The following is a 26379-nucleotide window of genomic DNA, read 5'->3' as shown; positions in this document are numbered from 1 at the left end:
CTAAATACAAAAACGCCACCGACAAAGCGGTGGCGTAATTAAGGATTTGCTTAACAGAATTTAGGCTAGTTCTGCCATCACACATTTAGCGAGATCGGCAGGACGGTAGTAAACCGACTTCATGACCTTACCTTCACGGATTAATTTACCTTCAACCGTGACGTCTTTGGCACACTTGGCAATAATGCCATCGGCCTTAGGGCTGGCGACCACATCAATGCCTTTATTGGCATAAAACGCGTGGGTATCTGCAAATTCATCTTCGTTACGGCATACTTTACTCATATTGCTGCTGTGCACTTCATCCCAGCAGGTCACAAAGTCAATACCGAGACGATTAGCGATTTGCAGCAAAATATCAACGAGGTAGCTCACCTCTAACTGATCTCGGTATCCCCGTGAGCCCATCTGTACTGCACGGCCCATCAGTACATACACGCTATCAACAATGGCATCCACCTGTTCAACTAATGAGTCCGCTTCCGCGAGCTCTGTCATTTCTTCCACCGCTAACGCCGTGTGCAGATCGTCCGCTTTCTCGTCCAATGACGCAGCATCGTTACAAGGAAGATCAAACGTGTTACGAAACGCTTCGATATCACGATAAAGGTGGTCGTATAGCGCTTGATCAAGAACAGCAAATTTCATTTCTCGGACCCTTTGATAAACAAATACGCATGATAGCCATGCCCGTACACAAGGGGCCATACAATAGCACTGCTTGCGGATGGATAAAATCGCTTGATCGGAAACTTTACGTACGTCCTCACCTAGCGCACAAAATTCATTCAAGGTTTCGATGTGATTGCCGTTAGCTTCTTATAATGGTGACAATCAGGCTTAGGCCCGCAACCTGTTAAAAGGATCTGACGATGAAAAAACTGATGCCGCTTGCCGTGCTATGCACAAGCGCGCTGATCGCAACCAGCGCAACCGCTCAAACCTCTCCGCTTAGCGTCGGTGCGAGTGCCAGTATCACCGACGTAAAATATGCAGGACAGACAGAGACCGGCCACACTTGGGAAGCGAACGGTACGCTTAGATTGACAGATTACAGCAGCTTATATACCGGATACGGTCAAACCACTGCTGATTTTGAAGACAGTAATGGTATTGAGCGCACCTTAACCTCATCGTATATTCCCGTTGCCCTCCAGTTTACTGTGCCGGGCGAAATGGGTAGCCTCTATTTGCGTGGTGGCGCCAACTACTACCGCACAGAGTTTGGCAATGAAAAAGACATTGGCTGGGGAGCTATCGGAACGATTGGGGTTAAACTCAATACCACCACCGGGCCAGGGCTAGCCTTCGAACTGACCTATGCCGACCGCGGTGATGCTGAAACCAGTTCAGTGACCGTCGGTACCAGTATTGGCTTTTAAATCATAGTTTCTCGCAAGCGGTAGATACGCCGCCTGCGGCGTCTCGACCAAACATGGCGCTCCGTCGTAGTAATACATGGTGATACCATCAGCGCCGATGTGTACATGCGTCAAACTCACTGTGCTGGCATCCTCCCGGTGCATGCACACTGACGCACTACCGCGCTCGGGCAAATGGCTGCGGTGATACGCCAATAGTTGCTGTCGGGTCGGTACTGTGCCACTCATTTGCCTTAAATAGTGGGTTCGCGTGATGGTAGTGGTCTCAATATCAATTGCAGAGGAAACTACTGGCGGCTGACAGTCAACACACCGCAACGTCTGACCGTTCCATCGCCAAGCCCGAGGAACAACCTCCGAGCCGTCTGTCTTATCTAATAGGCCATCGACTGCAAAACCGAGCAGCAAAAAGGGAGCAAAATCGCGCAATGAATCGATTGGCAACGCGTTCGCCATGTCATCCAGAGCGGTGCAAACCGCTAACGCTTTGACCAAATGCCCGCGGCTTAATCGTGGCGCAACCGTTTGGGCATGCTGGTAATCATTCAGTAGACAGACAATCACGCCAAACTCGTTGGCTGCAATCCATGTCCCCATACCGTCCGGATCGATAGGCATCAATACCTGAGTCTGATCCAGTTGATAGGTTTTCGGCGGTAGCGCACGACTACGGCCTCGCGCTTCATCACGATTGAAGAACAGGTCTATCCCATCCTGTGAAGCCTGCCAAGTTAGCGTGCACATCGAAGCTGATCTCGCTCGTAGCTTGCGGTCGCAGCCGCGACACCAATATGTTCATCCAAGACTTCGCCGAGTTCATAGGCGGCACTGCGGATCATGGCAAAATGATGCGTGGCATGACTGGCGACCACAATAAGCTCGCGCATCACTGTGGTAGAAAGGCACACCGTATTGGTGGAATATAAGGTCACTTGGGTAGAAATATGCACGGGGCGATGCAGTTGTTGATGAGAGAGAGACTGTAACCACTCGGCAAGCCATTGCCACTCTTGGCATGCCATCTGCCGGTCGTGCTCAACCAAATGCCCGCGTCGACGCCTATCTGCATCGATGTCGCCACACGCTTCTCCTTGTTTGAGTGCCACATACACATCAAGCGCATGGCGCATATGCTGCCCGATGGTGCTGGTAAAACCATCGGCTTTCTTTTGACTGTACGTGGCATCTGAGAGGCTGTCGAGGAGCTTCTGCGCTTGGCCAATCACGTCTAAGTTGCCGCGAATCACAGCCCGATCTTCTTCGTTAAGAGAACAATGCATACTCATCACCTTAGTACAGTTTGACAGTCCGTGGGATCTGTCACCCTGCGCTTTCCTGATTCCATCCATACATCCATACCTAGCAGAAGTCATGCCGTTTAATCAGTTTGTGGATAGCGCGTCATCCATTGTCGTTCTTCACGCCAAGCGTTCAGCAGTACCCGTAACGAGGGCGGTCTGTAACCTTGCCGCCGCCACGCCGCGCCAATCCGGTAAAGGTGGCGATACTGGCTCATCAAGGCGCGTACCGCTTCGCAATAACTGCTGTCACTGTCCCAGATATGCGCAGGCTCGCTACTGGCACCATTGATTTCCACGATGCACAACGTCTCTCCTTTCATTAACGACGGAATGTCGCGAAACTTGATATCAAAACGGCCAAAGTAAAAACCATCAATGTCGTTGGCAATCTCGTCCATCTTTGCCCGCAGTTCAGGTGTTACATAATGCGCGCCCTGTTTAAATAACGCACCTCGACAGTGGCTACCAGAAAATGCCAAGGTCACTCGCTCTCCCTTTGCGATCACCGTATCGAGTCGGTGTTGATGACGAGCATGGTATAAGTGGGCACGTGCACCAATATCTGCATGCTGTTCAATCAGCGTTTTTAGCGTAGACACCCCATCACCTGTCACTGACGGCAAATACTTTAATCCCAAAGAGATAATCTCACCGGTCGCTTCTCCGGGGTAACGCAGGTAAAAAATCCCCGCCTCAGCAGGATAAGGAGCGAGCGCTTGAAAAATAATCTTACGATGGGTCGGGAAGGCCTCAATGTAGCGGTGCAGTTTGTGCTCACTATCGATGTATTGCACACCGGCGCCTCGGCATCCTTTATCCGGTTTAGCAACGAATGGAACACTAATCGCTTGTTGCGCTAGCTTGTGCTGCAGTAACGACAGACTTGTTGAATCCACACCTTCAGGCTTCTGCCAACACACATACGGGGCGATATATTGGTGCGCCACATCCCCTGCAAGTGCAAAAATATCTGATTTCGCCTCCCCCACCATGCCAGATAAAAAAATGCCGGGGTTGGCCAATAATGGGACAGTCAGACTGCGGTAGTAGGCAGCAAGTACGATAGATTGCGCGACGACAGGGGTATAAAACGCCCAAGCGGGTAAGAATTCAAACCACCCCGACGTACGTACAACAGGGTAATCTGGCATACCCGTTTGTCCAATCAGTACCGATTTAGGCTTGGTCATAGTGCCTCTTTGTCAGTTTGGGCAATGCTCGGCGGCGTAAAAATCGGTTCACCAGTATCAATCCAACAACTGCGCTTAAAAATGCCCAGCCAGTCAGCTGCCGCTCTGCCAACCAAGGATTATGCTCAATCTCAAATGCTCCCCAGAAGATTAACCCGGTCCAGCACGCTGTCGCCACACCAACTGCGAGGGCAAATGTCACCAACGAAATGGATAGGAAACCACTGAGGCTATAAGCGACGGTCCGTAAACCTGGGATAAAGCGGATTAGGAATAAGTTGAGGAACAGTTGACGGCGGAGCGCATGGCGCGCTTTTCTTACCCCTTTTTGCGTCAGTAAGCGAGCCCGTAGACCTCGATACCGCCGCGCATAAAGGCCCAATAAGTACAAAGCCATATCACCGCTGGCAATGCCAATAAAGATTGCCAATAACGCAGACGGCCACGGCAGCAAGCTCTGTACCGCAATATACGCCGCCAGCGCAATAGCAGCGTCTTCTAGTAAGTATGACGTGGCTATAATAAGAAAAAATACACCCAGCGGCGACCATGTCGCCAAACTGGGTATCCAACTCTCGATCATCGGCGAACTCCTCTCTATTAAACATAGACAGCAGAAAGCCACGATCGCTGACAAATTATTAGAAAAACGTGATTACATACCACCTGCAACATCAAAGAGGCTGCCGGTCGAGTATGAAGCGCTGTCCGACAACAGCCAAGCGATCATCTCGGCGACTTCCAATGTTGAGCCACCCCGTCCCAAAGGAATATTGTCAGCGACTCGGGCGACGCGATCAGGCTCACCGCCGGCGGCATGCATGTTGGTATCAATCGGGCCCGGGCGCACAGCATTAACACGAATACCTTCGCGTCCAACTTCTTTCGCCAAGCCAATGGTTAACGTATCAAGTGCAGCTTTCGTCGCCGCGTAATCAACATACTCGTTTGGCGAGCCAGTTTTTACCGCAGCAGACGATACATTGACAATCGCACCGCCACGTCCACCGCGCGATTGCGACATACGCAAGACAGCTTCGCGGCAACACAAAAATGCACTGGTTACGTTGGCCTGAAACATCGCGTTGATGCGTGTCGCATCCATCCCACTGACTGCAGACTGAGGCTGCATAATGCCGGCGTTATTGACCAGCGCTGTGACATTACCCAAGCGGTTATCTGCTTCGCTGAACAAACGTGTCACGCCTTCCTCGGTCGAGACATCGGCTTGAACCGCAATCGCGTTTACACCAATGGCTTGGAGTTCATCAACCAACTCAAATGCGGATTCACTGTTGCTTAGATAGTTAATACAGATGGCATAGCCACGCTGCGCTAACAACTTTGCGGTCTCTCGGCCAATGCCACCGCTTGCCCCGGTTACAATCGCAACTGGATTCATTGCTACTCCTTTTCGCTTAATCCGCAGACACAGGCGGATGATACCCCATTCTTACCGCTCCCCAGTGTCGACCACCCACAAAAAGAGGAACAGACAAATCATGCATCACTTCACCTGTGTCACGTTTATAGGTCTGCAACAGCATGGTATCAGTATGTTGCCCACAACGCCTACCTGTTCGGTCGTCAAATAAGCGTTTTGTACGGTTACCGGCGATATCTTGCGCATAATCACCGGTAAGAGGCTGACAAAATCGCTGATTATGTGTGGGCACATAGCCATTGGTATCATTCGCAATCACATAAACAATGTGGTCATCTTGCTCTAAAACCGGCTCTTGAATGGGGGGTAAGAGGCGATCACAGAATGCATCAAAACGGGTGGTATATTTTTGTGGTTCAGTATTAGCAATGGGTTGGTACTGACGGTCAAACAAATCGGATTGGCTAATCGTGCCACTTCGAACCGCTTCCTCAAAGGCCTCTTGAATTCGATCACGACACGCACAGGCGGCAGCAAAGAAACGCTGGTGAGGACTGGCATCCGATAATTCCGCGAAGACCGCATTGGTCATCTCTGCAGTATCCATCAAGCTCTCCGCTTCTTTGGTCAATGCACTCACTTGCTGATCACTGCTCTCCAATCCGCTTCGCACTTGCGTGAGTGATGCAGAGATTTGCTCTAAGCTAGCACTGTTGCTGCTCGATCCCTCAGCAATTTGCTTCACCGCTCCTTCTACAGTATCGGCACTGCTAGAAAGCTGCTGTAATAGCTGACCCACCTTTTCAACATTACTGGTTCCAGTATCCACATCTGTCGAAAGCGCTTGAATGTACTCCATCACCTCGCCAGACTCTGTCATGATCTGACGAATGATACTTGCAACTTCCGTGGTACTTTCAGAAGTTCGTTGCGCAAGCTGACGGACCTCATCGGCGACCACGGCAAAGCCTCGCCCCTGTTCACCGGCACGTGCGGCTTCAATAGCCGCATTGAGAGCCAACAGATTGGYCTGCTCTGCAATTGCATCAATAACGTTGGCAACATCACTGACCTTATTCACATTGACATCTAACGCTTGAATACGTGTGAGTGTGGTCACTGTTTTTTGGTTGATTTGGCGCATTTCATCAATCGACGCGCTCAACTGATGGTACCCCTGCACGCTTTGCTCACGCATCGCGCTGACTTGTTCCACCGCATCGGTTTGCGCTTGGCAATTCTGTGCTAAGGTTTGCTCGATATGCTGAGCCGTGTCAGTGATTTCCACCACAGACGCGTACTGCTCTGCAAGTCGCGTATTGAGAATATCAACCGAATGCGACACTTCCGCCGCCGCCATCGCATTGGTCGTGGCACGATTGGCTAAACGTCTGACGGTCTCCACCGGCAAGGCATGCGTTTCAGGCTCATTCTCCTCATCCGTTGCCTTTTGGCCATGCCGTCTTTCCAACCAAACCACCAGCATGCTGAGCAATGTTTGTAACCCCAGGGCAACGAGCATCATTGCGGTGGAGATTGGCGCCGTGAGCCAGAGTCCAAACGCAATGATCACCGTTATCATCGCCATCGGGACGATCATCTTCATAAGCGGAGCTGTTTCCTTGTCTGTCATTCGTCACCTATCCCTGTTAAGTCACTTGCCATCTGTGGCTATGCTTGTATTGACATGACTAACACATCGCCACTCTGCCTTGCTTTATTTTTGTACACAATTTCATACTAATTACATGCTTTTTTGGCAAAGTCGGTGAATGAGATCAAATTTAGACCAAAGCCGTATAGGCCAAAATAGCTGAGTCCTCACTACAGTTCGAAAAACCTTGTGTTCCCATCTTAATCACGTAAAAGTGGACTAAGCTGACCATAGGTTGTTGTTATTAACGAGAGACTCATGATTTTTAGTCGGCGAGTACGCCATTCCACTCATGCATTTTTGGCGCTTGCAGTCACTGGCTTTACCCTCGTGTGGTTTTCACTTGCCGTCCTTCCCGACAGCGAGCAATTCGCCATCATCTGGTACGCCTCCGCAGCCGGTGCTTTTATGCTCACCTGCTATCCTCGCTATGCGTGGCCGATTGGTCTGCTTGGCTTCGTTGTTGGCATCTATTATGCCGATACCTTAATGGGCATCCCCCCTTCACTGAGTGTTAGTCTGGCCTTGGTCAACGGCTCGACTGCCTTGTTGGGGTGTTTTCTATACCGCACCATGCGGGTGCGTTTTGGCAATGCCTTGGAAGGCATGTGGCCGTTTATTCGCGGTATCGGACCCACTATCGTGCTGTCACCATTACTCGGTGCGGGTTTAGGTGCCAGTGTGCTCTTCTTTCACGATGCGATGCATGTCGACTACGCATTGGGCCGCTGGTACTTGAGTGAATTCATCGGCTTTGTTGCCCTCTTTCCACTCTTATTAGTGATCAATACCGAGCGTCACTCTAAACGACAAAATGCACTGATTGTTCACACATCACCCAGCTATTTATTAGCCAGCTGTGTGGCCTTATTCGCGCTGATCACTGCGGTGCTCTACGCTATCCCTTATCCATTTATCGCATTGACTGGGCTCTTTTTCCTCGCCGCCACCTTACAAAGCCGCTTGATTGGCCTGTGTACCATTGCTTTGGCGGTATTAAGCTTTGACGTACTCAGTGCAATGGGTGTCTTGACCTTTCATTTAGAGAGCACTGAAACAGCCTCAGTGCCTATGTTAGCCACTGCAGCGAGCACACTAGTCATTGGGGTATGTATGACCCAGCTAGCTTATAGCTATCGACAGCATCAACGCCAGCATACCCAGCAACACTCCTTATTGACCCAAGCCATGCACAATTCATTAATTGGGATGGCGATTCTCGACTCTCGCGGCTATATCCAAGATATCAATCAGAGCCTTGCAACCTTTTGGGGCTACCGACAGCCCAAACTGCGCGGCGTCCATGTTTCTCGCTTTACCCGAGAGGAAGATCAAGATGAGTTGAAAGCCTATTTAAACGAACTGATCATTGGAAATATTGACAATAAACGGATGGAGAAGCGCTTTGTCCGCAGCGATGGCTATGTTGTTTGGGGGCGGCTCTCTGTCACTGCAGTGCGTGACAAACACGCCGGACACGTTACCCACCTGATCAGCCAAGTGGAAGACATCAACCAACTGAAAGCGGCACAGCGCGAACAAAAACGTTGGCTCGCGCGCTGGCGGTTTGCACTTGATATCAACAAACTCGCGGTGTTCGAATTAAACACCCAAACTGGCTTACTGATCTTTTCTGATTGGTCTGCCCCATTGCTCGGCATCCAAGCCAAGAAAATTCGCACCTATCCAGCTTGGCTCGCACGCATTCATCCCGAAGACCGCCCTGCACTTGAACAAGCTATGAAGCTGCTTGTTGATGGTCATACCGAGCGTGTTATTGAAGTATTCCGCTTTCAAAATGCATCAGGTGAGTATCGTTACCTTCGCCAATCATCCGCGCGCCAAGACGATGATCCCCAAACCGTACTCAGCACTGCAATTGATATTACCGAACAGTACTTAGCAAATGTGCAAAACGATACGCTACGACGCCGGTTAGAAGCCGCCACACAAGCAGCCAACATCGGGATTTGGGAATATCACGTGCAAGAAGACCGCCTCGAGTGGGATTCACAAATGTATCAGCTCTATGACATTGCGACAGGCGCCGGATGTGAAACACTCGCTACCTGGCAGCAACACATTCATATTGACGACTTGCCACGCGTTCAGGATGAACTCGCGCAGGCCTTAGCCAATATGGCACAGCTTGATACGCAATTTCGTATCATCGATCGGCAAGGGCACATACGGTATCTGCGTGCCTTAGCGACGACACAATTTGATGATAACGGCCAGCCCATCCGCATGATTGGTGCCAATTGGGATAATACCGAGATCAATGAACTGAACGCGACGCTTGCCACCGAGCGTGAACAACTCAATGTGGTGATGAACTCCATCAACGATGGCGTGATCACCTTGGACGAGAAAGGCTATTTGGTCTATCTCAATAATACCGCCCTAAAACTTGCCAATTATCGTGAGCAGGCACCGATTGGCCAATCGGTCGATGATGTATTTTATCTTTTCCATCATGGAGAGCCAGTTCGCTTGTCATACCTCAGTGAACAACAGCTAAACACGCATTTCGAAACCCATATTCAAGATGCCTACCGGCTCGTGCTCAATAACACCAAACAAGTGTATGTTTCTGTCGCCATCTCTCCCTTGTTAGGCGATAACGAGCAACAATCGCATCGTGGTTATGTGGTGGTCTTGAGAGATGTATCGGAGCAGCACGCCTTAATGGCACAGCTCGATTACAATGCCAACCACGATCCTCTGACACAACTGCCCAATCGACGCGCATTTGAAACCTTCATGGAACAGCATCTCGTGCAAGCGCGAGAGCTGGATATACCCTCCGTATTAGCGTTTATCGATCTCGATTTATTTAAGATCATTAACGACTCGGTGGGTCATCACGCTGGGGATGAAGTGTTGTGCCAAGTCTCCCAGGCCTTGGCTGATAATATTCGTAGTGACGATGCGGTCGCGCGGCTAGGCGGGGATGAGTTTGCGGTGCTGCTGACCAATTGCAATATGCATGATGCTAAACGCACCATCAAAACGCTTATCCATCGCTTAGAACAATTATCCTTCCCGTATGGGGAGCGTATTTTCTCTATCAGTGCCAGTGTTGGACTTGTCAATGTCACCGATAATGCACTTTCCCTTTCCGATTTGATGAGTCGCGCGGATGTGGCGATGTATTCAGCCAAATCCACAGGCCGCGGTCAGATCGTGGAATACGATGATATTTCAGGCTCGGCACAAGGGCGCCACAATGATATGCAAATGGTCGGTAAAATCACTCGAGCGTTGGCTGAAGACCGATTTACACTCTATGGTCAGCAAGTTGCTCCGGTTGAAGGGCCGACGGTCGAACACTGGTACGAGTTATTGGTCCGTATGGTGGACACCGATGGCAGCATTGTGAGCCCCGGGGAGTTTATTCCCGCCGCAGAAGCCTTTGGTCATATCCGCGAGATTGATGAGTGGGTGGCGAACTATGTCCTGACTACTCGCGCACAAGAGTTGGCAGATTCTGGGCTAAGATTCAATATTAACCTGTCCGCCCATTCGATCAGTGACCCCAACTTCCAGGCCCGACTCAAGCAATTAGTCGCCGAGTCCGTCTTCCCTACCGATAGGCTATGTTTTGAGATCACGGAATCGGCACTGATCAGCCATCTTAACTCCGCGATTTCTTTCGTTGACGAACTGCGGGCCTATGGCGCCCATGTGGCGCTTGACGATTTCGGCTCAGGACTATGCTCCTTCCACTATCTCAAACTGTTTAATGTCGATGTGGTCAAAGTTGATGGCCAATTTGTGGCAAACTTGGCCGATAAGGAAAATAAAATTGATCGCGTGATTATCGAATCCATCGTCAATATCTGTAATACCATGCAGTATAAAACCGTGGCTGAATGGGTCTCTGATGAAGAAAAACTCGCTTTAGTCAAAGACATTGGCATCGATTATGTTCAGGGATTCTTAATCGATCATCCTACGCCACTCGATACATTACTTGCCCAAAAAGCATTGAAGAAACAAAAAGATGTTTGATGGGGTTGCGTGATGCCGAAAAGATAGGCAATTTAAGCTTTTTTGCTTGGACTGCCTGTTATGAATCAATACACGCTTGCGGGGTGTGGCGCGATCCTATTGTGGAGCAGCAATGTCGCCCTGATTCGCCACGTGACCGAACTGCTTGGCCCTTTGGGTGGCGCTGCTGCCATTTACTCTATCGCAGCGCTCTGCTTAGTACTTTTTGTCGGGACACCTAAACTCAGTGACTTTCCTTGTCGCTACTTGATTGTTGGCGGCGTGTTATTCGTGGTCTACGAATTATGCCTTTCATTGTCGTTAGCGTGGGCCAATACGCGGACACAAGCGATCGAAATGGGCGTGATTAACTATTTGTGGCCATGTCTAACCGTGTTTTTTTCCGTGCTCATCACGCGTCAAAAAGTCAGCCTTTGGCTATACCCTGCCTTGATGGTTGCCTTTTTAGGCGTCGTTTGGACTGTAGGTGGCAAACAGGGAGTTTCTTGGCAACATTTAGTCGCCAATATTCACTCTAATCCATTGAGCTACACACTGGCGTTCAGTGGTGCCATCATTTGGGCGATATACTGTAATCTGACTCGCATGAGTGCGCAGGGAAAAAATGGCATCACGTGGTTCTTTATCGCCACCGCCATCACACTCTGGATCGGTTTCGCGCTCTCTGACGCGCCAGCACTTTCCGCGTCTTGGACAGACGCCGGTTATGTCCTATTGGCCGGTGCGGCAATGGGGGGTGGTTATGGGTTATGGAACCTTGGCATCCTTAAGGGCAACTTGGTGTTTTTGGCAACCTTGTCTTATTTCATCCCGATTTTATCGACATTTTTGTCCGCCATTCTCTTGTCGACCGAACTGACCCTCACCTTCTGGCAAGGCGTGGCGATGGTGACGCTCGGCTCACTGGCAAGTTGGTGGCTGACTCGTGCACCAACCAACCACAACACACCGAGCACCGCAAAATCGCACTAGTCACACGGTAGTCTCCAGTCGCGTTCGTGACTGGAGACGGCTTACTGAGCCAGCGCTAACGCCGGTGTCGGGGCGCCGTAATAAAGGCAAATACGTTGACCATTGATATCTTTCACATCAAATTCAATCTCATAAATGCTTTCCATCACCGGCTTCGTCACCACCTCGTTCACCGAACCACTGGCAACCACTTCGCCGTTTTTCATCGCGACCATATTGTCGGCGTAACAGGCGCTAAAGTTGATGTCATGCATCACTACCACCACGGCTTTATTATGGCGGTGTGCCAAGTCACGAACCGTCTTCATAATGGCGACAGAGTGGCGAATATCAAGGTTATTTAACGGCTCATCCAAAAAGATGTAGTCGGTATTTTGCGCTACAACCATCGCAATGAAGGCCATTTGGCGCTGGCCCCCACTCAGCTCATCGATAAAGCGGTCTTGAAGCGCCTCCAAGCCAAGCTGCGCGATAGCATCATCGATGATCCGATTATCGTCGTCACTTAAACGGCCTTTTGAGTGTGGAAAGCGACCAAACGCGACCAATTCACGAATGCGAAAGCGCATATTGATATTATTGGACTGGCGCAACACCGCAAGACGTTTCGCCAATGCTTCATTGCTCCACTCGGCTAACGGCTTCTCACCAATTAAAACCTGCCCCGCATCACTATCAGTCAGCCGACTTGCCATCGATAACAAGGTACTTTTCCCTGCGCCATTGGGCCCTATGATTGCAGTCACTTTTCCCGGTGGAAACAGCACGCTCGCTTGGTCAACCACCTTGGTTTGCCCATAGGATTTAGAGAGTTCGATCAGTTCAATCATAATGGTTAAAACTTATTTTTGGTCAGCAGGTACAGGAAGTAACTCCCGCCAACAAAGTTGATAATGACACTGACAGTGGTTTCAAAGCCAAACCACTGCTCAACAACAAACTGACCGGTTAGCAACAAGAACACGGCCAAAATACTGGTAGCGATAATCAAGAAGCGGTGCTGATAGCTAGTGAACATTTGTCGCGCGAGGCTAACCACAATCAAGCCAAAAAATAGCACTGGGCCGACAAGCGCCGTTGAGACTGCAATCATCACCGCGATGATCATCATCACTTTAAGGGTAAGGCGACGAATATCGACGCCAAGACTAATCGCGTTGTCTTCTCCCAGCCAGCACACATCCAATTGATTGGCATAGCGATAAAGCGCGAGCWAGCACAATGCGAGCACCGGAACACTCAGGTACACCAAATCACGGTTCGCATTGTTAAAGCTTGCGAACATCGCATCTTGCAGCACCACAAACTCACTCGGGTCGACCAGCAAGGTAAAAAACTGACTGATGCTGCCAAACACACTCCCTAGCACGATACCAATCAAGAGTAAGGTGTAAATGTTCGCGCGTCGACGTCGAAAATACAGCGTAAATAAAACCGTGGCGCTAATCGTCATTAAGATCACGCATACCACAAAATTTAAGTACGGATTAATCAGCAATACGCTGGATGCGCCAAACACCACCAGCAAGGTTGTTTGTAACAACATATACAAGCTATCGAAGCCAAGAATCGACGGTGTGAGAATGCGATTATTGGTAATGGTTTGGAACACTAACGATGACGCCGAAATAGCCACTGCTGCGAGGGCGATCGCCAATACTTTCGGAGTACGACGCGAGAGAAAATAAGCGTAGTTATCCGCAGTAAGGCCATGACCCAGAAAGTAGCCAGCGACGGCCAACGTACCGAGGAAGACAAGAGAGAGTTTAACCACATCACGCATTGGCTTTATCCCTCATGACTAAATAAATAAAGACCGCGCCCCCAAGAATGGAAATGATCATCGCGATCGGCACTTCATAAGGGAAAATCAACACTCGGCCTAAAATGTCACAGCTCAACACCAGCACAACGCCCCAGAATGCAGTCCATGGCAGGTTGCGTTTAATATTATCGCCCATAAATAAGGACACTACGTTGGGAACAATCAGGCCCAAGAAAGGGATCACCCCGACAATCATCACCACAGCCGAAGACAAAAGCGCTACGACCATCACGCCAAACAACACCACTTTTTGGTAGTCCAAGCCAATATTTTTAGCGAAGCTTTCGCCAATACTGGCGGCGCTGAATTGACTGGCATAGGCGTAAGCAATGGCACAAACAGGCACAGCGACAAACAAGATTTCGTAGTTGCCCGACAACACGGAAGAAAAGTTAGCGACCGTCCATGCCTGCAAGGTCTGAATCAGGTCGTATTTGTAAGCAAGAAACTGAGTGAGCGAAGACACCACGTTGCCGTACATGATACCAATCAGTGGCACCAGTACCGTGTTTTTAAATTTGAGGCGCTGCAGAAAACGAACGAATAACCATGTGCCCGCCATGGCGGTCCCGACAATCATGGCCAAGTCCAGCCACTGGCTCGCGCCGGCAAATACCACCAGCGTCAACACATAACCCAGCAACGCACAATCAATGGTGCCGGTGGTATCAGGTGAGGCAAATCGGTTTTGACAAATCTGCTGCATGATTAAGCCGGCAACACTGAGGCCGGCACCCGCCAAACAGATGGCCAATAATCGCGGAATTCGGCTGGTGGTAAAAATGGTCCACGCTTGCGTATCGCCTGCGAGTAAATTTTCAATCGATACGTGAGCCACCCCTATCGAAATCGATAACAGCGCGAGAATCACGAGGACGGGTATAGAAAGGTATTTCACAACACAACTACCGTTGAGACGCTTACAATCACAAAGACTCGGGGAATGCCCGGGTCAATATTAGCCAGTTATTTAGCGGTTAGAGAACGCGATTTACATCGTCGATCATCTTATCCATCGCCGTCATGCCCGCCATGGTGATGTACCACGCCGTTGGGTCTAGATAGCTAATGCGATTATTCTGGTGGGCTGGCGTTTTGTTAACGAGTGGATTATCAAAGCGCGATTTCGCTTTACCCACACCTTCCCCGATGGCTTGCTCACGATCTAGCACGAGCAGTACATCCGGATTGGCATCGGCAATATACTCGAAAGAAATCAAGTTACCGTGAGAACCGGCGACCTCGACATCGTCGCTTTTCGCAGGTTTAAGACCGAGCTCATCAAACACCATACCAAAGCGGCTTTTCTCGCCAAACATCGCCACTTTGCTACCGTTGCTCATCACCATCAACGCATTAAAATTATCCGCAGCAGCTTTGTTACGTGTGCTGGCAATTTTGGCATCCATCTTTGCGATGATCGCTTCCACTTTGTCTTGTTTGTCGAAGACTTGCCCCAGCATACGCCAGTTTTTCTGCACGCTCTGCCAGTATTGGTTGTAGTCTGCTTGGAACATAATCGTCGGGGCGATTTCTTCCAACTCTTTCATCAGGGAGGCCATACGTGCTTCAGCAATAATCAGGTCCGGCTTGGCCATGAAAATAGCCTCATAGTCCGGCTCTTTTACCGTACCCACCGCGACGTACTTTTCATCTTGGTACTTGTTCGCAAGATAATCGGGCATCAGTGACTTAACCACACCCACAGGCTCAACACCAATACGATCCAACACATCTAAGCTACCTTGGCCCAGCACGACCACACGTTGTGGCACACCATCTATCTCGACCGTACCCATCGCATGCTCAATGGTTTTTGCCGTAACTTGGCTACCAAAGAGTAAAGATGCCGTTAAGATAACAAGTTGAAAAATTGAACGAAAAGCTCGCATCGCTAGTTCCTCATCAAGATTGATGGCAGCATGCTAGCGCAATTAAAAAACGAAGTCACGAATAGAAGTGAGAATCGTTCATATTTATAATTATATTGATATTGCGCAAGATAAGAGACATCAATCTGCATTTGTTATCTTCGCATCGATCAACAGCAAAAGTGACTCAGTGAAGGCTGATGCCTACCTTGATCTGGCGCAAAAGAACTGTTTTTGTTTGCGCCACTATCCCCTAACACACCATCAAAAAGGCCTACGTGATCACACGCCATGCTCTGAATGGCCAAAAAGCAAGCGATTGCATCGACACTATCAACATATTTGGTAACCATTAGGGGGTATTCGCGGTAATATGCAGATAGTTGTGATCGGGATCGCGAGTTACTAGGGCGTTGTTACATACACTGAGTCCATCTCATCCGGCGCCAGAGCAAAGACAATAAAGACAGTTAGAACTGTCGCAAAATCGGCCCCGACATGAGTTTGACTGCATCTAATAAGTTGTTTGAGGGTTACAATGAACGAGATTTTACTTGCGGTCGTCGCTGGTGCCATCGTTGGCTTTTTCTTCAGCGCGATCAAGCTACCACTGCCTGCTCCCCCAGTACTATCGGGGATCATGGGCATTGTTGGTATCTACCTTGGCGGCATGGCCTATCAGGCCGTGATCGAACGCTTTTTCTCTTAACTTAAGATAATTGGAGCACATTATGGCTACCCCACATATCAATGCCGCAGATGGCGCCTTTGCTGAAACCGTCCTGATGCCAGGTGATCCACTTCGTGCGCAATACATTGCCGAGAACTTCTTGGAAAACGCAGAGCGTGTCACTGACGTACGTAACATGTTTGGCTACACCGGCACCTATAAAGGGAAAAAAGTGTCAGTGATGGGCCACGGTATGGGTATTCCATCTTGCTCAATCTATGTGCATGAGCTGATCAAAGACTACGGCGTGAAGAACATTATTCGCGTTGGTAGCTGTGGCGCAGTGAAAGACGATGTAAAACTGATGGATGTGATTGTTGCGCAAGGCGCATCAACCGACTCTAAAGTGAACCGCACACGTTTCGCGAACCACGATTTTGCTGCGATCTCTGACTTCCACCTACTGGAAACTGCCGTGGGTGAAGCGCGCAAACAAAACGTTTCTGTTCGTGTGGGTAACGTCTTCTCTGCGGACTTGTTCTACAGCCCAGAAGCGGATCTGTTCAACACCATGGACAAGCTTGGCATCCTCGCGGTTGATATGGAAGCGGCAGGTATCTACGGTGTGGCTGCTGAGCTGGGCGCGCGCGCACTGACCATTTTGACTGTGTCTGACCACATCATCCGTGGTGAAGCCTTGAGCTCAGACGAGCGTCAGAAATCATTCAACGAAATGATGACTGTATCGCTTGAAACAGCGATCAACCTGTAAGTGTTGATCGGAGGAAACGTGTCTAGCGGCAAACTGCCCCCAGCTGCCGGTGATTTGCAGCTGAACTTTTGTAAAACGCTCACTTGCCCAAACTTTGGGTCCACTGATGAGCAGCATTACTTGGTTCAGCACACCAATCCGGCACGCCCCACCTTGGTATGCCGCGAGTGTGGTGCGTTTCCTCCATTGCTCAACAACCATCAAGTGCATGCAGAGCTGATCACTCAGCGCCAACTGCATGCCGATGGTTTATGCGCCTGCACCAACCCAGATTGCGAACACCTGGGCAAACCCGTACTCACCCACCGAGCCTGCTACCATGCGTTTGGCTACAGCGGTGATAAACAGCGCTATCGCTGTAAAGGGTGTCAAAGCACCTTTGTTGATCGCTGGTCGGGAGTGAATAAAAAAAGTGAATTACAACAAAAGTTGTTGGCTTACCTTTTCACAGGCCACACGGTGCGAGAGATTTGCCGCCGTCTAACGCTAAACCCCAAAACCTTTTACGATCATCTCAACCATATCGCCGCTCGCTGTCGGCAAAAACTTGCAGCTTATGATACGCGCTTTTTAGGCGAAACCACCCAAGGCCACCTTGCCAGCGTACACGCGCCCTTGCAGCCACACAGTCAAAATGGCGTACAATGGCTCGCCACAGGGGAAGCACATAGCGGTTATGTGTTACTGCAAGACGTGAATTATCATTCGTACGATCATCCAGTGGTCAATGCTCAGCACGACCCCTACCAAGACCACTGTCGATTTATCGCCAGTGCGCCTGATGCCGACCGAAGCGAAACACTCCCGACGCCCGAGGGATTACTCGGTCGCGTGGATGCAAAATATCGCGCGGTTTTCGCCCGCTCGAATGTGGAAGACCCGTATACCCAGCCACTACATTTTATCTATCCCAACCGTGGCACATTGATACGTCCACAGTACACAACCTATGCCCACTACCTAAACCTCAAGCCATTATTGGCGCATTGGCAAAACATTGTAGTGTTTTCACCGCAAGAGCCTTTGCTCCGCTCCGCCTGCTTATCAGTCTTTGAAGCTGACATTCGGGATAAACGTGTCAGTCATGTATACGTTGAACAGGACGCATACTGGCAACCCGGTGCAGAGCCTGAGAAAATCGATATCGTATTACTCAGTTGGTGGCGCGATCGGTGGGCGTTTACGCGCAGTGGTGAAGGCACAAAAGCCATTTGCGATCATGGCCAAGCAAAAGGTAAAGAAGCCTACTGGTTAACCCATGCTAGCTGCGATGCATTGAAGAAATATCAGCAACATTTTCATCAGCAATTTGCGCTGTTAGTCAATGAGCCTCGTCGACGTTTACGTCCCGGCGGCCTGCTTCCCCTGCTTGATATTTATCGCGCATGGCACAACTTATGTTGGCAAGACAAGCAGCATCAAACACCGGCTCAGCACCTTGGTTTGACCGACCGACCGCTGACGTTGGCCGATTTGCTCCTTTAACCGCGGTTTCCTTTCCATTCCCTTGATAAATCGAACTGCGTGACTTGACGCGTATCGCTTTTTGTTGCCTAAATAAGGCTGTGATTTGTTTGCAGGGTGTTTTATTTGGATATTCAACTTCTTCGTACCTTTATCGAGGTCAGTAAAACACGTCATTTTGGCCACGCGGCCGATAACCTCTATTTGACGCAATCGGCAGTCAGTTTTCGTATTCGTCAGCTCGAAACCCAACTCGGTGCCCCTTTATTCATTCGTCAACGCGGGAATGTTCGGCTCACAAGTGCCGGAGAACGTATGCTGCCTTATGCGGAAACCTTGTTACAGACGTGGCAACGGGCTCAGCAAGATGTCACCTTGACGCAAGCCGCCAACGAGCAGCTCACTATTGGCGCGTCCCCAACACTTTGGGAATTAGAAGGGGTCAGTGACTGGATTAATCGCATATGTGCCAATCAGCCTGATTGGGTGATCCGCGCCGAAGCCACACCTCGACAAATGCTGGCGCGTCAATTGATTGAAAAGCGCGTTGATGCCGGTCTGACGTCTGAATTACCCAAACTCGAAGGGTTGCACTCCCATCACCTCGGCGATTATCAATTGCAATTGGTCAGCCACCTACCCGATGTGACCATGGCAGATATCCAAGACTTAGCGATCGTCTATTTGGATTGGGGAACCCGCTTTGCTGTCGAGCAAAGTCGTATTGAGGCATTGCAACGCCCACCCGTCCTCCATACCCAATCGTGTCACCTTGCGCTTAATTATTTACTCACCCACGGCGGCGTAGCATTTCTACCGTCTCTGGCTATTCAACCATACATCGACCGTGGACAGCTGCACCTGGTAGGCACCAGCCCAGCATTGGTTCATCAACTTTATCTTGTCTGGTTAGATGGCAGCGATAAATCACATTTAATCAATGATTTACAAAACTCTACTGGCCAGCTTATCCCAGAGTAAAAAAAACACGTTTGCAATGATAATTTCACTAGTCGGCGGTGAATTTTTGGGCTATCTTAACCTTTAAGGGTGACGCGCGCGTTGCCTGAATATCCGGCTGCACACACAGCCACGTAAATACATTAGCGTTAGGAAAGCACCACCATGGCACAGTGGGATCAATGGTTAAAACATGGCTCTCAACACAAAGAGAAGTTCAAGTCCCGACACCACGACTATTTTGATGACGAGGCACCACGCGGTAAAAAAGGTAAGAAACGTCAGCAGAACAAGTCGCGCCGTCAGCAACCTGATGATGGCTTTTTCGGAGATGACCGTTGACAAACAGTCGCTAGCCCCCAAACAGATTGCATGACACGGTGGTCACACCGCCCTGCAGCAACAAAACGGGTTGAGGCACATAGCGAGATAGCACACGCACAGCTAAATAGAATATAAGTAAAAGGGCAACGTCTTTCGGCGTTGCCCTTTTGTGTACTGCAAGTCACAACGGCCATCAATGGCGTACTGAAGGATATGTATTACGCCGTTGCCGCCTCCCAATTGGCCTGATGAGCAGTGACCTGAGCTCGGGCTGATTTCCAACGCGTATCAAGCTGCAAATCTACCCAGTTGATCGTTTTTGCTACACGCAATTGGCTGACCGCGGGGACATCGGTGATAGGCAAGGTATCGAGAACGGCAACCGCGCTATCCCGGTCGTTACAGACCAACACCATATCACAGCCTGCTTCCAAGGCTGCGCGGGCGCGAGCCGGTGCATCGCCTAATACATGTGCCCCACCCATACTGAGATCATCAGAGAAAATCAGTCCTTTAAAGCCCAGCTGCTGGCGCAAGATCTGGGTCAACCAGAACGCGGACGCACTGGCGGGCCGTGCATCATGATGTGGATACACCACATGAGCCGGCATCATGGCATCCAGTAAGCCTTCCTCGATGAACGCTTTGAAGATGGCGAAATCCGACGAGTGCAACATCTCACGCGGATCATGCGGCGTCACCAGATGGGAGTCTTCCTGTACCCCTCCGTGACCCGGAAAATGCTTGCCCGTACTGGCCATACCCACCGCGCGCATTCCTTGGGTGAAGGCGCGTGCATAACGAATAGCCTCCGCGGAATTGTCACCAAAGGCGCGATCTTTAATCGCTGCGCAGGCAAATCCTAAGTCCAACACCGGTGCAAAGCTTAAATCAATCCCATGCGCGATAAGCTCGGCGGCCATCAACCATCCGGCTTGCTCGGCAACGCTGACATCCGCCTTGAGGGCCCCATAAGACTGCGCCGCAGGAATACGTGTGAACGGCGCTTTAAAACGCTGTACACGCCCCCCTTCTTGATCGACACCAATCAGAATGTCGCGCCCCGCTGCTGCACGGATCTCCGCAGTGAGCGCCTGCAATTGCTCACTGTCATGATAATTGCGTGCAAACAGGATGACACCGCCCACACTAGGGTGGGCTAAGATCTCTTTTTCTTCACTGTCGATACGCTCTGCGTGAACATCCAACCATACTGGCCCCATCATATCTCCTTCATCCTGTTGTCAACCGACTGCCACGCCGGCACGTTATAGTGGCGCAAAGGCATTATCGGAACGTGAATGACTTGGCAACTGAAAACTTTATGACGTATTAATGCTGTGCGTATGCCACGCTGGCAGCCATTATCACAACAGAATAATCAAGCACTTTGCCTAGATTCGCAATCTGTTTATACTCGTGCCATGAAAAGGGAGTTCGATAAAGCAGCTCCTATCGGGGATCCCCTAATCTGTCCGCGCAGGGTGTCAATAACGCCCAGTGGTTGCGCAATTTGTGCATTGATAAGGAACACGCATGCCTCAACCCGCAGCAGATATATACATCGGTGTGATGTCTGGCACCAGTTTAGATAACATTGATGTCGTGGCAGTACGCTTTACACAGGCTGGGCACGTTGAGCCCATTGCACGCCACAGTGAAGCCATGCCGCAAGACATTAAAGCAACCGTGATCAGTTTAAGTCGCGGCCATCCAGTTGCAATCACTGCGATTGGGCAGTTAGATCGCCGTCTTGGCGAGTGCTACGCCAATGCCATCAACACCTTGCTAGAGATCGCAAGCTTGCGCCCCAAACATGTCGCTGCAATCGGTTGTCACGGACAAACCGTGTACCACCAACCCAGTGGTGATTATCCATTTACCATACAACTGGGTGATGCCAATGTGATCGCAGCACGAACAGGCATTACCACGGTTGCCGATTTTCGTCGCAAAGATATGGCGTTTGGCGGCCAAGGCGCGCCGCTCGTGCCCGCATTCCATAACGACTTGTTTTCCGATGCGGAGCAACCGACCGCGGTAGTCAATATTGGCGGTATCGCCAATGTCTCCCTGATATGTCCCGAACAACCCTTATATGGTTATGATACGGGGCCGGGTAATATGCTTATGGACGCGTGGATACAACGTCATAAAGGTCAAGCTTATGATAAAGACGGCGCCTGGGCTGCCAGCTGCTCCGCCTATCAGCCATTGCTTCAACGTTTACTGTCCGACCCTTATTTTTCACGTCCAGCCCCGAAAAGTACCGGACGAGAATACTTCAATCTTGACTGGCTGGATCGCCACTTGCTGGCGTTTTCACTCTCCCCGTCACAGGTGCAAGCTACGCTACTTGAACTGACGGCACAAAGCATTGCCATGGCGATACAGCCTCATGAGCAAGGACGTGTGTTTATCTGTGGTGGTGGTGCACATAATCAAACGCTGATGGCCGCGCTACAGGCGGCTTTGCCTCAATGGCATATTGCGCGCTCAGATGATGTGGGGATCAGTTGCGACGACATGGAAGCCATCGCGTTTGCATGGTTAGCCCGCCAAACCCTCTATAACCAGCCGGGCAACGTGCCTGCTGTCACCGGTGCTAGTCAAGCCTGCTGTTTGGGTGCCATTTATTTGCCCTTCTAGAAAGGACATGAAGGAAATAGAGTGAGGCTTATCCGGCTGTATGTGGTTAGCCGGATGAGCTTAAGCGACCTTGCCGTAAAATAGTGACAGGTTGGACATTGTCCATACGCTGAACATAAGCCTGATACTGATTGAACGGTAAGGGGCGCGAGTAATAAAAGCCTTGGCCAACGTCCACGCCATAGCGTCGCAATAGCGCTTCCGCTTCTTCACACTCCACCCCTTCTGCGACCACCATGACCCCAAGTGAGCGCGCCATATCTGTCGTCGCACGTACAATGCTTTGATGGCGACCACTTTGGGGTAAATTGCGTACAAAGCTGCGGTCAATTTTCAACTCAGTAAATGGCAGCTGTGAGAGAAAATACAGCGATGAATAGCCGGTGCCGTAGTCATCAATCGATACCTCAATACCACTAGCCGACAGCTCACTGATCAAACGCTTCAGCCAATCGTAGTCTTCAACCATCACTGATTCAGTCAGTTCAAGAGAAACCAGATTCGTCGGTACATCGTATTGGCTCGCCAGATCAACCACTCGCGCCGCTAAGTTCGGGATATAAATGTCGGACGCACTGATATTAATGGACAGGCGCCGACAGTGACCGCTAGCAATTAACTGTTGCTGCTGTTGGAAAGCACGCCGAATCACCCATAGGGTCAAGTTGTTGATAATCCCCACATCTTCCGCCATGCGCACAAAGACATCGGGGGAAATTTGTCCATAGCGTGGATGCATCCAGCGTGCGAGCACTTCAGAACCATGAATGGAGCCCGTTCGTAAATCAATTTGAGGCTGGTGATAGAGTTCCAGCCCATCGTTTTCAATTGCCTCACGCAGATCAGCCACTAACGAAACATGAAGTTCATGATACTTATGTTCATGATTGTTAAAGTGCGTATATCCTCCGAGTACGGAACGGTGTTGTTGCAGTGCTTGCATTGCGCGATTTATCAACAGGCTAGGGTGCGATCCATCAGACGGATAGTGACAAACGCCGATTCGCGCATTGATATGGGTAATAAAAGACCCGATGGCAAGTTCACCATTAAGTCCCTCAATGACGGACTCTAAAATATGGTTACATGTCTCTAAATCTGCATCCTCAATTAAGAACGCAAATACCCCTTCTTTAAGGCACCCTAGTCGTTGATAAGGTCTATCTGATTCCGTATCAATCTGATAAATCTGCTCAACATCCAAGGCCTCTAAAACACGTTCAACAATGGTATTAATGTAAGTTTCGCGTGTATCTTCATCAAGATAGGGCAATAGATTGTTATAGTTATCAACGGTCACACAGCACAGGTTGAAGCTGACATTACGAGAGATTAGATCATTAATCGCGATGTGAACCACGTTAGTATTAGGCAAGCCACTCAACGTATCATGAGTCAGTGCTTCCATAGCGTTCATTCGCTGGAACCGGAAACGCTCAGCTAAGGCAACCGAAAACAACATCATGGTTAGGCCCATGGAGAGCATCAACGCATAACGGCTCATTAAGGTGTATTCGCTGTAGCCGAGCAGCAGCGCATAAAACTCTAAACCACCCGCCATTGCAGGTAGCCACGACAACCCAAATAACAGCAACCAAAATTTACCCGGTTGCCACTGTTTGATTAAAAAATAGATGACTAACCCATAAATCGGCACTTGAGAAAGCAGCACTAACGACGCGGAAATATATGGCGGAGTGATAAATGTAAGCAGAGCCAAGCCAGCTAAAGCACCCGTCGCCATCAAGAACATGGAACGTGCACGCTGATAGTTACGGCTACGCTGGAAGTTGAGGAAAAAATAGGTAAACCAAAGTGCAACAGTGAGCAAACACACGGCAAACGCTAAAATGTGATTGCTAACGAAAACCTGTGCCCAATCTGGCAGAAAGTAGCGACTGAAACCATGATTGGCACTTATTACTAGTGCAGCCATGAGCGTATTCAAAACATAAATCAAATACACACGCTGTCGGCTATACACATACACTCCGACACTGTAAAGCGCCACAAGGAGCATAAAGGTGATAAAACCACCCCACAATAGATGCATTGCTTTGGCTAGTTGGTCGTAAGCTTGGTGCGACATCACCCATAGAGGCATGGTTGGCATGTCACTGGACGTGACTTTAATCAGTAAGGTATTTGCTCGATCAGGCCTGAGATCAATAGGAATAGAAGCAGGTAACGACATGTTAGCCGCTCTTAGTTTGGTTTTGTCTCCGCTCTCAGTCTTAGCTACCACTTGATCGCCATCGACAAGATGATAACCATCAAGATAGTCAATCGTCGTGTTGTCAGTGAGGATATGAAGGTGGCGCTCAGTTAGCCCCTTGTAATCAAATTCTAATTTTATCCAAAAAGTGTGATAGTCCAGCTTCCATGGTATGTCCCCGGGCCTTTGTACTGTGGCGAAAGGCGCGTGATCAATCACGTAATTGAGTGGCAATTCGTTAGTTTCGTCAATAAAGTATCGATACTCCACATCAAGCAAGGGGTCATTGAGCTGCGAAACACGGGTCAGATTGGCTATGCCATAAAAAACGGATGCCACAAAGGCAACGGCGAGCGCAATAGTGGTCCAAATGAGTGCCTGTCGCGACTGCAGAGCCTGCATTTGCATCTTCACTCCAAGTTTTATCGTGATTGACCTAGCAGACCAGCCTGACTCTGCCTAACTATCATGGTTTTTCTGACACCGTGAATAACTTTCAAGGCGATCATTTGTAAACCTAGATAGATATGGCTAATTTTTCAAACACAGATCTCATCTTTATTACCTCGTCAGCCCACAACGAGTGAACACTTAACTTATCCTTGAACATTTGTTCATCATAATGTTCGGCGCTATACTGTAATCAATTCCATTCAGGGTAGTCCCCAAGTAGTCAATGAGTACGCCGATAATGACGATGCCAACCACACCAGACGCTTTGCAAGAAGACACCGATTTATTGACTGAAATCGCCATTCTTTACTACCAACAAAGCGCCACGCAAGAAGAGATCGCGCGTAAGTACAAGATCAGTCGCCCCAAGGTCAGTCGGTTGCTGAGACGGGCGAGAGAGGAAGGAATCGTCGAAATCACGGTGAAGTTTCATCCCGTCCATAGTGCGCAGCTTGAGCAGCGTTTAATGGACAGGTTTAATTTAAAGCGCGCACTTATCTCTCTCGATCAACCCAGTGCCCAAGAGCAACGTATGCAGGTAGCGACACTCGTCTCAGCTTACTTGGATGCCAACCTGAACGACGGTATGGTAGTCGCTGTTGGTCAAGGACAAAATGTCGCGGCAGTCGCAGACCACCCAGGAGTGGTGTCTCATCGTCAAGCACGCTTTGTCTGCGCCATTGGTGGTACGCACCGTAGTGGTGATGCATTTAACGCTGACCATATTTGTCGACGTCTCGCCAAGAAGTTTGGTGGAAGCAGCGAAACCCTCTACGCTCCTGCCTATGTCGACAACGAAACCATTCAACAAGTCTTTGTTTCTCACCCCAACATCAGCGAAACCTTGAACCAAGCCAGAAAAGCAGAGTTTGCGCTGGTGGGAATTGGCGATATGGATGAAAATAGCCACATGGTAAAACTTGGCTGTTTTAGCGCCCGAGAATTTGTAGAAGCACGGGTTAACGATGGTATTGTCGGTGACATCGGCGGCTTTGATTTTTTCCGCATGGACGGTCAACCGACCGATAATCTGATGCGAGGCCGTGTAGTGGGTCTAGCTATGCCAGATTTGGCGCGCATTCCTAACGTGATTGCCATGGCAAGCGAGAGCCGCAAAGCGTTGTCCATCTTAGGTGCACTGCGTACAGGTGTCATTGACGTGTTAGCAACCAGTGCCAGTTGCGCCATGGCGCTATTGAATATGTCAGAGCCGGCACCAAACGAGAAACAGATCACATTTCAACAGCCAGAGTAAACCACACACAAAGAAGTGAGATGT

The 26379-nt window shown here is 49.8% G+C and carries 23 protein-coding genes; 10 read left to right on the top strand and 13 right to left on the bottom strand.

Going from position 1 to position 26379, the window contains the following annotated elements:
- Positions 1-60 precede the first annotated feature (60 nt).
- Positions 61-648 (bottom strand): nucleoside triphosphate pyrophosphohydrolase family protein, encoded by a 588-nt coding sequence (locus BZJ19_RS01600; RefSeq protein WP_077674387.1) that lies wholly within the window; start codon positions 646-648, stop codon positions 61-63.
- 224 nt (positions 649-872) lie between these two features.
- Here BZJ19_RS01600 and BZJ19_RS01595 point away from each other — a divergent pair, with 224 nt between their 5' ends.
- Positions 873-1382 (top strand): outer membrane beta-barrel protein, encoded by a 510-nt coding sequence (locus BZJ19_RS01595; protein WP_077674386.1) that lies wholly within the window; start codon positions 873-875, stop codon positions 1380-1382.
- On the opposite strand, the gene BZJ19_RS01590 is transcribed toward BZJ19_RS01595, so the two are convergent.
- The 6 genes from BZJ19_RS01590 to BZJ19_RS01565 form a co-directional block, all read right to left on the bottom strand.
- A complete protein-coding gene (locus BZJ19_RS01590; RefSeq protein ID WP_077674385.1) occupies positions 1350-2126 on the bottom strand; it encodes an NRDE family protein in 777 nt (258 codons plus the stop codon). The genes BZJ19_RS01595 and BZJ19_RS01590 overlap by 33 nt on opposite strands.
- Positions 2114-2662 (bottom strand): hypothetical protein, encoded by a 549-nt coding sequence (locus BZJ19_RS01585; protein WP_077674384.1) that lies wholly within the window; start codon positions 2660-2662, stop codon positions 2114-2116. Before BZJ19_RS01585 ends, BZJ19_RS01590 begins: the two co-directional genes overlap by 13 nt.
- 98 nt (positions 2663-2760) lie before the next feature.
- Positions 2761-3873: a hypothetical protein gene (locus tag BZJ19_RS01580; RefSeq protein ID WP_077674383.1), complete on the bottom strand. Its 1113-nt coding sequence runs from the start codon at positions 3871-3873 to the stop codon at positions 2761-2763.
- Positions 3860-4456 (bottom strand): DedA family protein, encoded by a 597-nt coding sequence (locus BZJ19_RS01575; protein WP_077674382.1) that lies wholly within the window; start codon positions 4454-4456, stop codon positions 3860-3862. The genes BZJ19_RS01580 and BZJ19_RS01575 overlap by 14 nt, the downstream gene beginning before the upstream one ends.
- 72 nt (positions 4457-4528) lie before the next feature.
- Positions 4529-5275, bottom strand: coding sequence for an SDR family oxidoreductase (locus BZJ19_RS01570; RefSeq protein WP_077674381.1), 747 nt, complete (start codon positions 5273-5275; stop codon positions 4529-4531).
- Positions 5276-5291: 16 nt separating this feature from the next.
- Positions 5292-6863 carry a methyl-accepting chemotaxis protein gene (locus tag BZJ19_RS01565; protein ID WP_157891148.1) on the bottom strand — a complete coding sequence of 524 codons (1572 nt, stop codon included), beginning with the start codon at positions 6861-6863 and terminating at the stop codon, positions 5292-5294.
- 306 nt (positions 6864-7169) lie between these two features.
- Between BZJ19_RS01565 and BZJ19_RS01560 the strand changes: the two genes are divergently transcribed.
- Together BZJ19_RS01560 and yddG are read left to right on the top strand one after the other, a co-directional pair.
- Positions 7170-10925, top strand: a complete 3756-nt coding sequence (locus BZJ19_RS01560) for an EAL domain-containing protein (protein WP_077674379.1) — start codon at positions 7170-7172, stop codon at positions 10923-10925.
- 60 nt (positions 10926-10985) lie between these two features.
- On the top strand, positions 10986-11897 hold the full coding sequence (yddG, locus tag BZJ19_RS01555) for an aromatic amino acid DMT transporter YddG (RefSeq protein WP_077674378.1): 912 nt from the start codon (positions 10986-10988) through the stop codon (positions 11895-11897).
- Between the two features lie 41 nt (positions 11898-11938).
- On the opposite strand, the gene BZJ19_RS01550 is transcribed toward yddG, so the two are convergent.
- The 4 genes from BZJ19_RS01550 to BZJ19_RS01535 form a co-directional block, all read right to left on the bottom strand.
- The gene (locus BZJ19_RS01550; RefSeq protein WP_077674377.1) at positions 11939-12727 is read right to left on the bottom strand and encodes an iron ABC transporter ATP-binding protein; all 789 of its coding nucleotides are present in this window, start codon (positions 12725-12727) and stop codon (positions 11939-11941) included.
- Positions 12728-12732: 5 nt separating this feature from the next.
- Complete coding sequence (locus BZJ19_RS01545) at positions 12733-13680, bottom strand: iron chelate uptake ABC transporter family permease subunit (RefSeq protein WP_077674376.1); 948 nt, start codon at positions 13678-13680, stop codon at positions 12733-12735.
- A complete protein-coding gene (locus tag BZJ19_RS01540) occupies positions 13673-14620 on the bottom strand; it encodes an ABC transporter permease (RefSeq protein WP_077674375.1) in 948 nt (315 codons plus the stop codon). The genes BZJ19_RS01545 and BZJ19_RS01540 overlap by 8 nt, the downstream gene beginning before the upstream one ends.
- Positions 14621-14699: 79 nt before the next feature.
- Positions 14700-15614, bottom strand: coding sequence for a siderophore ABC transporter substrate-binding protein (locus BZJ19_RS01535; protein ID WP_077674374.1), 915 nt, complete (start codon positions 15612-15614; stop codon positions 14700-14702).
- 517 nt (positions 15615-16131) lie between these two features.
- On the opposite strand from BZJ19_RS01535, the gene BZJ19_RS01525 reads away from it, so the two are divergent.
- The 5 genes from BZJ19_RS01525 to BZJ19_RS17085 all read left to right on the top strand — a co-directional run bounded on the left by BZJ19_RS01525 (position 16132) and on the right by BZJ19_RS17085 (position 19801).
- Positions 16132-16302, top strand: coding sequence for a XapX domain-containing protein (locus tag BZJ19_RS01525; RefSeq protein ID WP_069586728.1), 171 nt, complete (start codon positions 16132-16134; stop codon positions 16300-16302).
- A gap of 22 nt (positions 16303-16324) precedes the next feature.
- Positions 16325-17035 (top strand): purine-nucleoside phosphorylase, encoded by a 711-nt coding sequence (gene deoD, locus BZJ19_RS01520; RefSeq protein ID WP_069586729.1) that lies wholly within the window; start codon positions 16325-16327, stop codon positions 17033-17035.
- Positions 17036-17053: 18 nt separating this feature from the next.
- Positions 17054-18520 (top strand): lactate dehydrogenase, encoded by a 1467-nt coding sequence (locus BZJ19_RS01515; RefSeq protein ID WP_077674488.1) that lies wholly within the window; start codon positions 17054-17056, stop codon positions 18518-18520.
- 105 nt (positions 18521-18625) lie between these two features.
- Entirely contained in the window at positions 18626-19480 is an 855-nt protein-coding gene (gene hdfR, locus BZJ19_RS01510) for an HTH-type transcriptional regulator HdfR (protein WP_077674487.1), read from the top strand.
- A gap of 144 nt (positions 19481-19624) precedes the next feature.
- The gene (locus tag BZJ19_RS17085) at positions 19625-19801 is read left to right on the top strand and encodes a hypothetical protein (protein WP_157891147.1); all 177 of its coding nucleotides are present in this window, start codon (positions 19625-19627) and stop codon (positions 19799-19801) included.
- A 200-nt stretch (positions 19802-20001) separates the two neighbouring features.
- On the opposite strand, the gene nagZ is transcribed toward BZJ19_RS17085, so the two are convergent.
- Positions 20002-21006, bottom strand: coding sequence for a beta-N-acetylhexosaminidase (gene nagZ, locus BZJ19_RS01505; RefSeq protein WP_077674372.1), 1005 nt, complete (start codon positions 21004-21006; stop codon positions 20002-20004).
- Between the two features lie 313 nt (positions 21007-21319).
- On the opposite strand from nagZ, the gene BZJ19_RS01500 reads away from it, so the two are divergent.
- On the top strand, positions 21320-22432 hold the full coding sequence (locus tag BZJ19_RS01500; protein WP_077674371.1) for an anhydro-N-acetylmuramic acid kinase: 1113 nt from the start codon (positions 21320-21322) through the stop codon (positions 22430-22432).
- Positions 22433-22478: 46 nt separating this feature from the next.
- Here BZJ19_RS01500 and BZJ19_RS01495 read toward each other — a convergent pair whose 3' ends face one another.
- On the bottom strand, positions 22479-25055 hold the full coding sequence (locus BZJ19_RS01495) for an EAL domain-containing protein (protein WP_077674370.1): 2577 nt from the start codon (positions 25053-25055) through the stop codon (positions 22479-22481).
- Positions 25056-25323: 268 nt separating this feature from the next.
- Here BZJ19_RS01495 and BZJ19_RS01490 point away from each other — a divergent pair, with 268 nt between their 5' ends.
- On the top strand, positions 25324-26355 hold the full coding sequence (locus BZJ19_RS01490; protein WP_077674369.1) for a sugar-binding transcriptional regulator: 1032 nt from the start codon (positions 25324-25326) through the stop codon (positions 26353-26355).
- Positions 26356-26379 lie beyond the last annotated feature (24 nt).

The organism is Salinivibrio proteolyticus, assembly GCF_001996165.1.
Taxonomy (GTDB): domain Bacteria; phylum Pseudomonadota; class Gammaproteobacteria; order Enterobacterales; family Vibrionaceae; genus Salinivibrio; species Salinivibrio proteolyticus.
This window is presented reverse-complemented; position numbering and strand designations above follow the sequence as displayed.